The sequence below is a fragment of the Pseudomonas sp. N40(2020) genome, assembly GCF_014472415.1.
Classification (GTDB): Bacteria; Pseudomonadota; Gammaproteobacteria; order Pseudomonadales; family Pseudomonadaceae; genus Aquipseudomonas.
In genome coordinates, this window is record NZ_JACSZV010000021.1 from 17,141 (window position 1) to 29,583 (window position 12,443).

Below are 12,443 nucleotides of genomic sequence, written 5' to 3' on the forward strand. Positions count from 1 at the left end.
GGATCAGTAGTGATACCACTTCACTTCTAGCATCACTTCAGTCTCCGGCGTGGCCAGATGACTGAACTCACGCTGCGCACTCAAGCGCAAACCGAGGTTGCGTGACAACTCCCACTGCTGATTCAGACTCAGGCTGCGGCGCACTTCGCCATTGAAGAAGTAATCGCCCTTGGCTTCCAGGCTGAGATTGCCCAGCGGGTTTTTCCACAGCACGCCGGTATTGAAACCGCCCGCCGGGGAAACAAACTCGGCGAAGTCATTGTTGTGTTCCACCCGCACCGTGCCGAGAGCAAAACCCAGCACATCGTCGCCCAGCGCCCACGTACCGCCACCACCGCCATTGACGTGGCTGACCAGCGTCTCGTCATCGTGTTTGCCCGGCACCCGCTCCAGGCCTCCGGTGACTTGCCACGACAGCGGCTGCAATAGCTCATTGCGAGGGGTTAGCGAGCGAATGGTCGCCAGATCCAGTTGCTGGAATTGCCACTGGTTGCCTTCGTACTGGCGCAGTTTCATCTGCAGGATTTCAATCTGCGCACCCAGCGGGAAGCTTTCGGCGTTGTCGTTGAGATCGTGATAGGCCATGCGCAAGCCGTACTCGCCAAATGCGCGGTCGCCTCGAGTACCGAGACCGGCCTGCCAGGTCCTTGATTCGTGGCCATATTCGGGCAAGCCCGGTTGCGGGATTTCCAGCTCCGGCGCCGGATTTTTGTTGATTGCTCGCAGCAGTTCAAAACTGCGCTGCGCACGTTGTGGGTCGCGCTCCTGGCCGTTGGCGCGGTAGCGTTCCAGACGATACGCCGCGTCGATGATCAAGGCTTGGCGGGCGCGGGGCAGGGCCTTGAAGGTCGGGTCTTGCAAGACTTGCTGGTCGGCGCTGACTTTCAGCACCCACTGCTGATCTTCATCGCTTAACGGTTCGGCGCGACTGAGCAGTTCACGCTCGCGGGAGGGGCGGTATTCGATGCTTTCGACCAGCCCGGCTTCTTTCACCGCTTTGACCGTGTCGGTAGGAATCGCGGTCAGCGGGAATTGTTCGGTCAGGCGCAGGCTCGGCCGCGCCACTTGCAGCAGTTCGAGCAAGCGGTAGGAGCAGTTTTCATCGAAGAAGAAGTAGTCGAACTGGATCTGCTTCAACTCCCACACATGTTCAACCATGCGCGCGGTTTCTTCTTGCGTCAGATTGAGTCGGTATTCCCACAGATCGCGGTTTTCCAGACTGCGGTATTCGGAGAGTTTTTCCTGATACGGCACCAGCGCGAACAGGCCCGGATAGCCACCCATCAAACCTTTCCAGGCGTAAAGGATGCTGTTGTCCGAACCTTCGATGTAAGCACCGAAGTTGATCGCGTAACTGAGCAGCGACGTCTTGTCGGCCTGCACGTCAGCCTGATCGATGCGCAGCAGCGTGTGGCCGAACATCGACGATGGGCTGTTGAGATAAGCCGCCGGGAAGATCATCACCGCGCTGTGCGGCGAGACGTCCTTGAACCACTTTTTGTACTCGGCGCACGCAGGTGCCGGCAGATCGGTCAGGTTGAGCTGCGTTTTCAGCCAGCGCGTGCGCGCCGGGTAAACGCATTGTGCGTGTTGCTCGCCGAGGCTGGCCGGGGCATACAGTGCCTGAACGGTGGCGGCAAGTTCATGGTCGGGATGTTCGTTGCCGTCGTGCGCCAGAAAGAACTTCTTGTCGCTGACATAGCTGCGCCAGCCACCAAGCTTGGCGGTTTCGTAATGACCGAGGGAAATCCAGAAGCGGTCGTTGGCCAGTTGCTGCAAACGTTGAGGGTCGATGTTTGGCGCGGCGGACAGCGGGGCGCAGACACAGAGCGCCAGCCAGGCAAGGCGTTTGAGCATAGTCGGCAACTTAAACAGGAAAAAAACAAAAACCCAAAGAGGGACGGGCCAAAAAAATAAAACCCGCTTCCCGAAAGAAGCGGGCGGAGTCGAGCTTAAGCCTGAGTTGCGTACTTGGCCAGACGTGGGTCTGACTTCAGAACGGACAGGGTGTTGGTATGCACGTCTTCAGCGGTCACGTCAGCCTTGCTGAAGATCTGCTGGAAGTGCTCGTGAGTGACAGCAGCGAAGTGCGCACGGTCTTCCGGCGCCACGCCCAGTACCACGGCATAGGTAGTCAGCGCTTCGCCGTTACCTTTTGCCATGTCTTCGGACAGCTCGTTCATCATGCCATTCATGGCAAACCAGGATTTGCCGCCGTAGGTCAGCGACGCGTTGGTCGAGCAACCGTTGGTGCCGGAAGTCATACCAAACGTGGCGTTACCGGAAGTGCCGTTGGTGGTGGATGCCAGGAAGTGAGCAGGGGTGCCACGCTGACCTTCGAACAGCATGTTGCCCCAGCCGCAATCCGGGCCGCCTGGAGCTTGCGCCATTGCGTTGATGGATACAGCGGTGAAGAGAGTACCGAGAAGAATCCGTTTCATAGCTTTTATCTCTTTATGTGCATACCAATGGACAGGGTTCTGACACCTGACGGTGCCAGTGGGCCAGTATTAGTTCCAGCCGCGCAGTTTGGAGTTTAGGCACGTTCCTGGGGTTCCGTGAGTTTTTACAAAAGATTTGGCGATAACCCCGATTTCATGGGTGGCGGGACATGGGCAGCCGGTTGTCTATGCTTTGTCATAGGGCGCGCCTTGCCAGTGGGGCACAGGCAGCGCCAGAATGCCGCTATCTGCCCCGCCTGATTGTTAAGGAAGCCCGATGCCTGATCCTGTTGCTGCCAGCCTGCGTATAGCGCCCGAAGCGCTGACCCGTCCGTTTTCCGCTGAACAGTTCAGCTTCACTACCACCAATGATCTGGAGCCCTTTCGCGGTGTGCTCGGCCAGGAACGTGCGGTCGAAGCCTTGCAGTTCGGCGTGGCCATGCCACGCCCCGGTTACAACGTATTCGTCATGGGCGAGCCCGGCACCGGTCGCTTCTCGTTCGTCAAACGCTACCTGAAAGCCGAAGGCAAACGCCTGCAGACCCCGGCGGACTGGGTTTACGTCAACAATTTCGATGAACCGCGCGAGCCCCGCGTGCTGGAGCTGCCATCGGGCACGGCCGGCGCGTTCATCGGTGATATCAACGGCTTGATCGACAACCTGCTGGCGACCTTCCCGGCGGTGTTCGAACACCCGTCCTACCAGCAAAAGAAAAGCGCCATCGACCGCGCCTTCAACCAGCGCTACGACAAGGCCCTCGACATCATCGAGCGTCTGGCCCTGGAAAAAGACGTCGCCCTGTACCGCGACAGCAGCAACATCGCCTTCACGCCGATGCTCGACGGCAAGGCGCTGGATGAAGCTGAGTTCTCGCAGTTGCCGGAAGCCGATCGCGAGCGCTTTCATGAAGATATTTCCGGCCTTGAAGAGCGTCTGAACGAAGAACTCGCCAGCCTGCCGCAGTGGAAGCGTGAGTCGAACAACCAACTGCGTTCGCTCAACGAAGAAACCATCACCCTGGCCTTGCAGCCACTGCTGTCGCCGCTGTCGGAGAAGTACGCGGAAAACGCCGCTGTCTGCGGTTATCTGCAAGCGATGCAGGTGTACCTGCTGAAAACCGTGGTCGAGCAACTGGTCGACGACAGCAAGACCGACGCCGTCGCGCGCAAGTTGCTGGAAGAGCAATACGCGCCGAGTCTGGTGGTTGGTCATCCGGCCAGTGGCGGTGCGCCGGTGGTGTTCGAGCCGCACCCTACTTACGAAAACCTGTTTGGCCGTATCGAATACACCACCGATCAGGGGGCGCTCTACACCACCTATCGCCAGTTGCGTCCGGGTGCGCTGCACCGCGCCAACGGCGGTTTCCTGATTCTGGAAGCGGAAAAAATGCTCAGCGAGCCGTTCGTGTGGGATGCGCTCAAACGCGCTCTGCAATCGCGCAAGCTGAAAATGGAATCGCCGTTGGGCGAGATGGGTCGTTTCGCCACCGTGACCCTCAATCCGCAGCACATTCCGCTGCAGGTCAAAGTCATCATCATCGGTGCGCGGTCGCTCTACTACACGCTGCAAGACCTCGATCCGGACTTCCAGGAGATGTTCCGCGTCCTGGTCGACTTCGACGAAGACATTCCGATGGTCGACGAGAGCCTTGAGCAATTCGCCCAGTTGCTGAAAACCCGTACGTCGGAAGAAGGCATGGCGCCACTGACCGCCGATGCGGTCGCACGTCTGGCGACGTACAGCGCGCGTCTGGCCGAGCATCAGGGGCGCTTGTCGGCGCGCATTGGCGATCTGTTCCAGTTGGTCAGCGAAGCGGATTTCATTCGTCACCTGGCCGGCGATGAAATGACCGATGCCGGTCATATCGAACGTGCCCTGAAAGCCAAGGCCACTCGTACAGGTCGTGTGTCGGCGCGGATTCTCGACGACATGCTCGCCGGGATCATCCTGATCGACACCGACGGCGCGGCGGTCGGCAAATGCAACGGTCTGACCGTGCTCGAAGTCGGTGACTCGGCGTTCGGTGTGCCGGCGCGGATTTCCGCCACGGTGTACCCGGGCGGCAGCGGTATCGTCGACATCGAGCGTGAGGTCAACCTCGGCCAGCCGATCCACTCCAAAGGCGTGATGATCCTCACCGGGTATCTGGGCAGCCGTTACGCTCAGGAATTCCCGTTGGCAATTTCCGCGAGTATCGCGCTGGAGCAATCCTACGGTTACGTCGATGGCGACAGTGCATCGCTGGGCGAGGCGTGCACGCTGATTTCGGCGTTGTCGAAAACCCCGCTCAAGCAGTGCTTTGCGATCACCGGCTCGATCAACCAGTTCGGCGAGGTGCAGGCAGTTGGCGGGGTCAACGAGAAAATCGAAGGCTTCTTCCGCCTCTGCGAAGCACGCGGGCTGACCGGCGAGCAGGGTGCGATCATTCCGCAGGCCAACGTCGCCACGCTGATGCTCGACGAGAAAGTGCTGGCGGCGGTGCGCGCCGGGCAGTTCCACGTTTACGCAGTGCGTCAGGCCGACGAGGCGTTGAGCCTGCTGGTCGGCGAGCCGGCCGGTGAACCGGATGCTGACGGTCAATTCCCTGAAGGCAGCGTCAACGCGCGGGTGGTTGAGCGTCTGCGCGTGATTGCCGAGATGATCAGTGAAGAAGATCTGAAAGAGGCCGAGAAGGAACTGGCGCAGGAGGCGTTGGCGGAAGCCAAACCGGCGTAAGCCATTACACGGTTAAAACTGTAGGAGCGAGCCTGCTCGCGATCACGGTGTATCAGTCGACATTTCCATCAACTGACACACCGTGATCGCGAGCAGGCTCACTCCTACATTTGTTTTGTGTCGATCTTCGGGAAAAGTGCCATCACTCTGGCGCCAATATTCACACAATGACCATTCGGCGCCTTCTGGTTCCATAAAGCTTGCGCGGCGAACTTTTCTTCTATTCTCAGCTCAAGGATATCGACAGTATCACTGGATCGAGCCAGTCCTCCCGTGAGGGCTGAATACCGGCTTCACCGAGGGTCGCCGCCATGTCGCGCAACCTCTGCCTCACCCGTCAATGCCTGGGTCTCGTGACCCGTATCGAGTGCGCCATCAAGCCGTTGGCCGGCGATACTGGCATGTGGACGCTACTCTTCGCTGCCGGCATGGCCGGCGAACAACCCTCTGCCATCAAAGCCCAAGGCCCGTTTCACGGCCCGGTCGCTGCCGAGTCGATCCTCGACACCATCGTCGAAAGTCTGACCCTGCACGGCTACGAACTGGCCGACGATCCGCAAATCTGGAGCCTGCACCTGCAAGCCCAGCTTCGGCAGATCAACGGCGGGCGGGGACGTAGCCTCAACAGTTAAGGCGCAGGGGCGGGTGCCTGCGACTTGTCGAGTTTGACCTCAAAGCCGTATTGCACGGTGGCAAGGTCGGTTCGCTGGAAGGTTTCGACGTGGGTTGGTCGGCCGTAGAAGTAGTGCACGCCTAACAACGCCGGGCCTTTCGCGCTCGCATCATGGCTGACCGAGAGGATCTGCTTCAGATAGTTGCCGCTGTCGTCCTTGACGAAGAACCGCCATTCGTTCGCAGGAAACAGTTTCAGATCCACCGCCAGGGTGTTGTTTTTGATCTCCAGGCCTTTGGGTAAAGACTTGGCGTCGTAGGATTTTTTGTCGACCTTGGCGAGAAACAACGGCATCGAACCGACGGCAATCGCCGGGGTTTCCGGGAACAGATTCAGATCATAGGTAATCGTCGCCCGCAACGGGTCGACCTGATAAGCCTCGGGCGGCAGTTCGATTGGCTCATCAAGTTTGCCGCTGCGCTTTTCGGTGAAGAACGTCACCGGGCTGACGCCGGGGCTGAAGTCGTCACCGAGCAATTCATCGTTGAAGGTACGTCGATGGGAAAACTCGATACGCGCCGCGCTGGGGTCTTCCACCGATTGATGAATACGGATGCCGGCCTTCAATTGGTCTTCTGTCAGGCTTGCGCCTTTGAGCCAGTTCACCGCCAGATCGTCATACACCACCACGGGCAGATCCAGCGGTTGAATGGCTTTTTCCGTGGTGTGCTGATTGAACGCACGAATCGGCAGATCCAGGTTTTTGCGGGTCACGGTGGCCGATGAAAAGTCCAGCACGCTGACTTCCAGGGTTTCGATCGGGCCGTTGAAGTAAACCTTGTTGTAGCGCTTGGGGTGTTGTTGCTCAAAGGCTTGCTGATCGTTACTGAGCTGTTTTTCCAGGGTGTCGCTCCAGCTTTTCTGCTGTTGCAACTGAACCAGTTGTTTTTCGTAGAAGGCGACCTGCTCCGGACTTTCGTTGATCGAGCCGGCACGCATCAAATATTGCCCGCTGATGTCGCGGGCTTGAACGATCAGCGGATTGAGCTGGGCGTCTGCGACTTCCGGTGCCAATGGCAGGCTGTTGCTGAACTCTACTTGCGCGTAGTTCTTTTCAAGCTTGAGCAGTTTGACGCTGAGGTTGTCGTTGGTGCGGATCTGGCCAACGTCCTTTTGCGTCAGGTCGAAACTGTACAAACGTCGCGGCGCAATGACTTCGACCTGGCCTTGCAGGCTCACTGGTTGCGGCTGGGTTTTCTTGTCCACATTCAGGCCGTCGATGAATGGGTAGGTCACCGTCAGGTCGTCGGGGTTGGTGACGTTGGAGCTGGACGGGCTCAACTGAATGCCGGGATCGGTTTCCGACCACTCGGGTTGATAAGCAATGACGCGCTTGTTGCTCAGCGTTACCGACTGCCATTCCACACTATGGGGAAACAGGAAGCCGCCGGGAATGTTCAGGTTGAAGGGGAAGACCGGTTGCAGATCCGTGAGGTAATCGGAACTGGCGTCCTTGTGCAGTACGAACAGGCCATTGATGAAGGTATCGACAAGGCTCTGCGGGGTCGGGTAATGCTTTAGCACGCCGAGGGCGTCTTCGCCGTATTCGGTTTTTGCCGGATTGCTGTCGAGTTTCTGTTTTGCGCGCTCAAGCAGCAGCAGCGAACCGCCAAGCTCGGTGATGGCGTCCTTGAGCTTCGGATCGGTGATGGCATCCAGTGACTGTTCGAACTTTGTGGTCTTTTCTTCAAGGCTGGCAGCCTGCTTGTCGTCGCCGGGTGAGCAACCGCCGAGTAGCATGGCGAAGCAAATTCCGGCAGTCGTTATCGGCAATCGCAGATCCATTTCCACTCGTCCTGTCCACTGTCGCTGGGCTGTCAATGATTTGGACACTAGCAGAAAAACCTTGTCACACACACGCAGGTGGCGGATTTCCGGGCGGTTTCTGGCTGTCACAGGTGGCTGGTATACTCGCCACCCATTACAACCCCCCTTGTGTGAGATTCAATGGAACGCTTTATCGAAAATGCAATGTACGCCTCGCGTTGGCTGCTGGCGCCGATCTACATCGGGTTGTCACTCGGGCTGCTGGCGTTGGCGCTGAAATTTTTCCAGGAAGTTTTCCACATCCTGCCCAACGTGTTCTCGATGGCCGAGTCGGAGCTGATTCTGGTGCTCCTGTCGCTGATCGACATGGCGCTGGTGGGTGGCCTGCTGGTGATGGTGATGATTTCCGGCTACGAGAACTTCGTTTCCGAACTGAACATCGACGAAGGCAAGGAAAAACTCAGCTGGCTCGGAACCATGGACTCTTCGTCGCTGAAGATGAAAGTGGCGGCCTCGATCGTGGCGATCTCCTCGATCCACCTGCTGCGGATCTTCATGGACGCCAAGAACGTCGATCCCGAGCACCTGATGTGGTACGTGATCATCCACATGACCTTTGTGATCTCGGCGTTTGCCATGGGTTACCTCGACAAGCTCACCAAGCACTGATCATTGTGGCGAGGGAGCTTGCTCCCGCTGGATCGCGTAGCGATCCCCCCTCGCAACACAAAAACACCGCCCGTCTGTTGCGAAACAGACGGGCGGTGTCGTTTGTGGCTTGTGCTTTGGGGCGTGCGGGCATATCCCTGTAGAGGTCTTGGCTCGCCACTGCGTGAGGTGTGTTCATGAACCTGCAAGAGTTGAATGCGTTTGCTATCGCCAAAAAAGTAGATGAGCTGAATCTGATCTCCATGGAAGGCGGGATTTATCTGCTGGAAGCGCGGATGCATGGCGCGGCGTATCCGTTGAGCGATCTCAAGGGCAACATGCTGACGCTGCGTTCGGTGGAGCATGCGCGAGATTTGCTGCATAACTTTCCGGTGCTGCCGTTCAACCTCGTCCACACCTCGGTGCATGATGAAATGTGTGGACTAAGTGCCAGCATTGAAGAGAGCCTGAAATTGCCGATTGCCTGGCGCTCCGCCCTGTAGACCACGTGCCCCAACCGACGGGGCATCTGTGCTAGTCTGCTCGCCCTTTTTGGTTCCGGGCGCGCCGGGACGCGCTGTGTTCGCACGGCAAGTCTTGAGGTCGTCCGCACAGCGGAGCAGTGTCATGTCCGAAGTAAATCTGTCCACCGATGAAACCCGCGTCAGCTACGGCATCGGCCGTCAGCTGGGTGACCAGCTGCGCGACAACCCGCCACCGGGTGTCAGCCTGGACGCCATCCTGGCCGGTCTGACCGACGCCTTCGCCGGCAAGTCAAGCCGTGTGGGTCAGGAAGAAATGTCCGCCAGCTTCAAAGTGATCCGCGAGATCATGCAAGCCGAAGCCGCTGCCAAAGCTGAAGCCGCTGCGGGCGAAGGCCTGGCATTCCTGGCTGAGAACGCCAAGCGTGATGGCATCACCACTCTGGCGTCCGGCCTGCAATTCGAAGTGCTGACTCAGGGCGAAGGCGCCAAGCCTACCCGTGAAGATCAAGTGCGTACTCACTACCACGGCACCCTGATCGACGGCACTGTGTTCGACAGCTCCTACGAGCGCGGCCAGCCTGCAGAATTCCCGGTTGGCGGCGTGATTGCCGGCTGGACCGAAGCTCTGCAACTGATGAATGCCGGCAGCAAATGGCGTCTGTACGTGCCGAGCGAACTGGCTTACGGCGCTCAAGGCGTTGGCAGCATCCCGCCGCACAGCGTTCTGGTGTTCGACGTCGAGCTGCTCGACGTTCTGTAAGACCTGGCCTGTCCTTGTGATGGGCTAATGTGGGAGCCAGCCTGCTGGCGATGGTGCGACGGGGTTTTCTTTCAGAACCGCGTTGATGCCAACGCCAGTAATCTGGCTCCCACAATTTTTTGTGGTACTGCTCATATTTCGATCTTGTGATGCAGCTCATTGGTCGGGCGCAAGGCCCGGGCATAGCAGAACAGAAACAGATTGCGCACGAGCTCCTTGAGCACCAGCGGCTCGCTGGAATTCAGGCTGCTGACGTCCAGGTCCCCTTGATCCTGCAGCTCATGCAGGGCCTCTTCTTCCAGCACTGCGCAGACTTCCCCGGTTTCCCGATGCAGGATTCTCAGATAAGGGTGTGGGCGATCCAGCCAGGCGTCGATCAAATAAGTCATGGTTCTAATCTCCTTGAAAGGGTTTCAATGAGAATAATTCTTATTCGTCAAATAGCAAGCGCCTATTGGCATGTTGCGAGTTTTTACGGGTAAAGATTGCGTAAGGTCAAAACGGCTGGCGTTTAGCTATTGCGTGGTTTTTCTGGGGGAAAGCGAGGAGGGTGGAGCTCCATCCCACGGCTGGCGCGGGATGGATGACAGCAGGCTCAGACTTTTCTGACGAACTCGGATTTGAGTTTCATCGGGCCGATGCCGTCGATCTTGCAGTCGATATCGTGGTCGCCATCGCACAAGCGGATGTTCTTGACCTTGGTGCCGACCTTGACCACCAGCGATGTGCCCTTGACCTTCAGATCCTTGATCACGGTGATGGTGTCGCCGTCCTGCAGGACGTTACCGACCGAATCCTTCTTCACTGCATCGTCAGAGGCCACTTCGGCTTCGCCATTGGCAGACCACTCGTGGGCGCACTCCGGGCAGATCAGTTGGGCACCGTCTTCATAGGTGTATTCGGAATTGCATTTCGGGCAGGGTGGCAGCGTGCTCACTAAGGCTCCTTGAGGATGTGGTTCGCTAAAAGTCGCACATTATATAAGGTTTTTGCCGTGAGAGGGCAGGCAACAAAAAGCCGCAGGCTTCGGGGAAGGCTGCGGCTTTTGGTGATGCGGCAGAATCAATGCGTGCGCGCGACCGCAAACTCACTCAGTTCAACCAGTGCATCGCGGTATTCGCTGGCCGGCAGCGCATCGAGGCACTTGATCGCACGGGCCACGTAATCACGGGCCAGTTGCGCGGTGTACTCCAGCGAACCGGACGCTTCCACGGCGACGCGGATGCTTTCCAGGTTTTCGATCCCGCCTTTCTGGATCGCCTGGCGCACCAGTGCAGCCTGCTCAGGCGTGCCTTCGCGCATGGTGAAGATCAGCGGCAGAGTCGGTTTGCCTTCGGCCAGATCGTCACCGACGTTCTTGCCCAGGGTTTCGGCGTCGCCCTTGTAGTCGAGCAGGTCGTCGACCAGTTGGAACGCCACGCCCAGGTGATCACCGAAGGTGCGCAGGGCTTCGCTCTGCTCGGCGGTGGCACCGGCCAACGCGGCGGCGCTGTGGGTCGAAGCTTCAAAGAGCATCGCGGTCTTGCCGCGGATGACTTCCATGTAGGTTTCTTCGGTGGTGCTGGCGTCGCGCACCTTGGACAGTTGCAATACTTCGCCTTCGGCGATGATGCGCGTGGCCTGGGACAGGATCTTCATCACCGGCATCGAGCCCAGTTCGACCATCATTTCGAACGAGCGCGAGTACAGGAAGTCGCCGACCAGCACGCTCGGGGCGTTGCCCCACATGGCGTTGGCGGTTGAACGGCCACGACGCATGCCGGACATGTCGACGACGTCGTCATGCAGCAGGGTGGCGGTATGCAGGAATTCGATGGTCGCCGCCAGCAGGCGCATGTCGTCGCCTTCGCGACCCAAGGCCTTGCCACACAGCAACACTAATAAAGGACGCAGACGTTTGCCGCCGGCCGACGTGATGTAGTCGCCGATTTTCGATACCAGCGGCACTCGGGAAGTCAGCTGCTTCTTGATGATGCCGTCGACGGCGCTAAAATCGTCCGCCACCGCGCGGTAGAAAGCTTGGGGTTGCATCAGCGAGAGTCGCTCCAGAAGGGTTGCGCGGCATGCTAGGACCCCCGTCCAGACCTGTCAAGGCGCGATGGACGGCTACTTGCAAGCCTGCCGCGCCTTGCGTACAATCGCGCACCCTGAACTTCCTGGGCAGCACCTGCCTTACGCAATTGCAAGCAGGCCTTCCAGCCTCATGCAGCCATGCCAGCCAATACCTCTTCTTATAAAGAGCTGGGTGAGCAGGATTATCGGAGAAATACCATGTCTTATGCAGTAATCGTTACTGGCGGCAAGCAATACAAGGTCGCCCCAGGTGAATACCTGAAGATCGAAAAACTGGAAATCGCTACCGGCGAATCCGTTACCTTTGATCGCGTTCTGTTGGTTGCCAATGGCGACGACGTGAATATCGGCGCTCCAGTTGTTGCTGGCGCTACTGTTGTGGCTGAAGTGATCTCCCAAGGTCGTCACGATAAAGTCCGCATCATCAAGTTCCGTCGTCGTAAGCACCACATGAAGCGTATGGGCCACCGCCAGTGGTACACCGAGATCAAAATCACCGGTATTCAGGCTTAATTTCAGCCTAATTCCTCACTAGGAGAATTGAACTCATGGCACACAAAAAAGCTGGTGGTAGTACCCGTAACGGTCGCGACTCAGAAGCCAAACGCCTTGGCGTCAAGATGTATGGCGGCCAGAAAATCATTCCGGGCAACATCATCGTGCGTCAGCGCGGCACCCAATTCCACGCCGGTTACGGTGTTGGCATGGGTAAAGATCACACCCTCTTCGCGAAAATCGAAGGCGTGATCAAGTTTGAAGTAAAAGGCGCGTTCAACCGCCGTTACGTGAGCGTTGTCGCAGCTTAATTGCGCAATCGCTGGAAGAGCCCTGTCTTGCGACGGGGCTTTTTCGTTTGTGGGGTGAGTCTCTTGCAAAACTG

The 12,443-nt window shown here is 58.2% G+C and carries 13 protein-coding genes; 7 read left to right on the plus strand and 6 right to left on the minus strand.

Annotated elements, in window-relative coordinates:
* Positions 1 to 3 precede the first annotated feature (3 nt).
* Positions 4 to 1,857: a DUF4105 domain-containing protein gene (locus IAI51_RS15030; protein WP_187679193.1), complete on the minus strand. Its 1,854-nt coding sequence runs from the start codon at positions 1,855 to 1,857 to the stop codon at positions 4 to 6.
* Positions 1,858 to 1,952: 95 nt separating this feature from the next.
* Positions 1,953 to 2,441: a DUF3015 domain-containing protein gene (locus tag IAI51_RS15035; RefSeq protein WP_042561159.1), complete on the minus strand. Its 489-nt coding sequence runs from the start codon at positions 2,439 to 2,441 to the stop codon at positions 1,953 to 1,955.
* A gap of 277 nt (positions 2,442 to 2,718) precedes the next feature.
* On the opposite strand from IAI51_RS15035, the gene IAI51_RS15040 reads away from it, so the two are divergent.
* Both IAI51_RS15040 and IAI51_RS15045 read left to right on the plus strand, forming a co-directional pair.
* Positions 2,719 to 5,157: a Lon protease family protein gene (locus tag IAI51_RS15040; protein WP_187679194.1), complete on the plus strand. Its 2,439-nt coding sequence runs from the start codon at positions 2,719 to 2,721 to the stop codon at positions 5,155 to 5,157.
* A 311-nt stretch (positions 5,158 to 5,468) separates the two neighbouring features.
* The gene (locus IAI51_RS15045; RefSeq protein ID WP_095189336.1) at positions 5,469 to 5,789 is read left to right on the plus strand and encodes a hypothetical protein; all 321 of its coding nucleotides are present in this window, start codon (positions 5,469 to 5,471) and stop codon (positions 5,787 to 5,789) included.
* Here IAI51_RS15045 and IAI51_RS15050 read toward each other — a convergent pair.
* Complete coding sequence (locus tag IAI51_RS15050; protein ID WP_187679195.1) at positions 5,786 to 7,615, minus strand: hypothetical protein; 1,830 nt, start codon at positions 7,613 to 7,615, stop codon at positions 5,786 to 5,788. The two genes, IAI51_RS15045 and IAI51_RS15050, sit on opposite strands and share 4 nt — an antisense overlap.
* A gap of 162 nt (positions 7,616 to 7,777) precedes the next feature.
* Between IAI51_RS15050 and IAI51_RS15055 the strand changes: the two genes are divergently transcribed.
* The 3 genes from IAI51_RS15055 (at position 7,778) to IAI51_RS15065 (ending at position 9,490) form a co-directional block, all read left to right on the plus strand.
* Entirely contained in the window at positions 7,778 to 8,266 is a 489-nt protein-coding gene (locus tag IAI51_RS15055) for a TIGR00645 family protein (protein ID WP_129395586.1), read from the plus strand.
* 176 nt (positions 8,267 to 8,442) lie between these two features.
* Positions 8,443 to 8,748 (plus strand): DUF6482 family protein, encoded by a 306-nt coding sequence (locus tag IAI51_RS15060; protein ID WP_187679196.1) that lies wholly within the window; start codon positions 8,443 to 8,445, stop codon positions 8,746 to 8,748.
* 124 nt (positions 8,749 to 8,872) lie between these two features.
* Positions 8,873 to 9,490, plus strand: coding sequence for an FKBP-type peptidyl-prolyl cis-trans isomerase (locus IAI51_RS15065; protein ID WP_187679197.1), 618 nt, complete (start codon positions 8,873 to 8,875; stop codon positions 9,488 to 9,490).
* A gap of 131 nt (positions 9,491 to 9,621) precedes the next feature.
* Here IAI51_RS15065 and IAI51_RS15070 read toward each other — a convergent pair whose 3' ends face one another.
* From IAI51_RS15070 to IAI51_RS15080, 3 genes are all read right to left on the minus strand, one after another.
* Positions 9,622 to 9,879 carry a hypothetical protein gene (locus IAI51_RS15070; protein ID WP_003228365.1) on the minus strand — a complete coding sequence of 86 codons (258 nt, stop codon included), beginning with the start codon at positions 9,877 to 9,879 and terminating at the stop codon, positions 9,622 to 9,624.
* A 206-nt stretch (positions 9,880 to 10,085) separates the two neighbouring features.
* The gene (locus tag IAI51_RS15075) at positions 10,086 to 10,427 is read right to left on the minus strand and encodes a zinc ribbon domain-containing protein YjdM (protein WP_003228364.1); all 342 of its coding nucleotides are present in this window, start codon (positions 10,425 to 10,427) and stop codon (positions 10,086 to 10,088) included.
* 125 nt (positions 10,428 to 10,552) lie between these two features.
* The gene (locus tag IAI51_RS15080) at positions 10,553 to 11,521 is read right to left on the minus strand and encodes a polyprenyl synthetase family protein (protein ID WP_187679198.1); all 969 of its coding nucleotides are present in this window, start codon (positions 11,519 to 11,521) and stop codon (positions 10,553 to 10,555) included.
* Positions 11,522 to 11,761: 240 nt separating this feature from the next.
* Between IAI51_RS15080 and rplU the strand changes: the two genes are divergently transcribed.
* Entirely contained in the window at positions 11,762 to 12,076 is a 315-nt protein-coding gene (rplU, locus tag IAI51_RS15085) for a 50S ribosomal protein L21 (RefSeq protein ID WP_003176051.1), read from the plus strand.
* A 35-nt stretch (positions 12,077 to 12,111) separates the two neighbouring features.
* A complete protein-coding gene (gene rpmA, locus IAI51_RS15090) occupies positions 12,112 to 12,369 on the plus strand; it encodes a 50S ribosomal protein L27 (protein ID WP_003176049.1) in 258 nt (85 codons plus the stop codon).
* Positions 12,370 to 12,443 lie beyond the last annotated feature (74 nt).

What these genes read in the sequence shown, in the direction of transcription:
- IAI51_RS15030 (WP_187679193.1), bottom strand. Translation starts at nt 1,857, where the DNA reads ATGCTCAAACGCCTTGCCTGGCTGGCGCTCTGTGTCTGCGCCCCGCTG.
- IAI51_RS15035 (WP_042561159.1), bottom strand. Translation starts at nt 2,441, where the DNA reads ATGAAACGGATTCTTCTCGGTACTCTCTTCACCGCTGTATCCATCAAC.
- IAI51_RS15040 (WP_187679194.1), top strand. Translation starts at nt 2,719, where the DNA reads ATGCCTGATCCTGTTGCTGCCAGCCTGCGTATAGCGCCCGAAGCGCTG.
- IAI51_RS15045 (WP_095189336.1), top strand. Translation starts at nt 5,469, where the DNA reads ATGTCGCGCAACCTCTGCCTCACCCGTCAATGCCTGGGTCTCGTGACC.
- IAI51_RS15050 (WP_187679195.1), bottom strand. Translation starts at nt 7,615, where the DNA reads ATGGATCTGCGATTGCCGATAACGACTGCCGGAATTTGCTTCGCCATG.
- IAI51_RS15055 (WP_129395586.1), top strand. Translation starts at nt 7,778, where the DNA reads ATGGAACGCTTTATCGAAAATGCAATGTACGCCTCGCGTTGGCTGCTG.
- IAI51_RS15060 (WP_187679196.1), top strand. Translation starts at nt 8,443, where the DNA reads ATGAACCTGCAAGAGTTGAATGCGTTTGCTATCGCCAAAAAAGTAGAT.
- IAI51_RS15065 (WP_187679197.1), top strand. Translation starts at nt 8,873, where the DNA reads ATGTCCGAAGTAAATCTGTCCACCGATGAAACCCGCGTCAGCTACGGC.
- IAI51_RS15070 (WP_003228365.1), bottom strand. Translation starts at nt 9,879, where the DNA reads ATGACTTATTTGATCGACGCCTGGCTGGATCGCCCACACCCTTATCTG.
- IAI51_RS15080 (WP_187679198.1), bottom strand. Translation starts at nt 11,521, where the DNA reads ATGCAACCCCAAGCTTTCTACCGCGCGGTGGCGGACGATTTTAGCGCC.
- rplU (WP_003176051.1), top strand. Translation starts at nt 11,762, where the DNA reads ATGTCTTATGCAGTAATCGTTACTGGCGGCAAGCAATACAAGGTCGCC.
- rpmA (WP_003176049.1), top strand. Translation starts at nt 12,112, where the DNA reads ATGGCACACAAAAAAGCTGGTGGTAGTACCCGTAACGGTCGCGACTCA.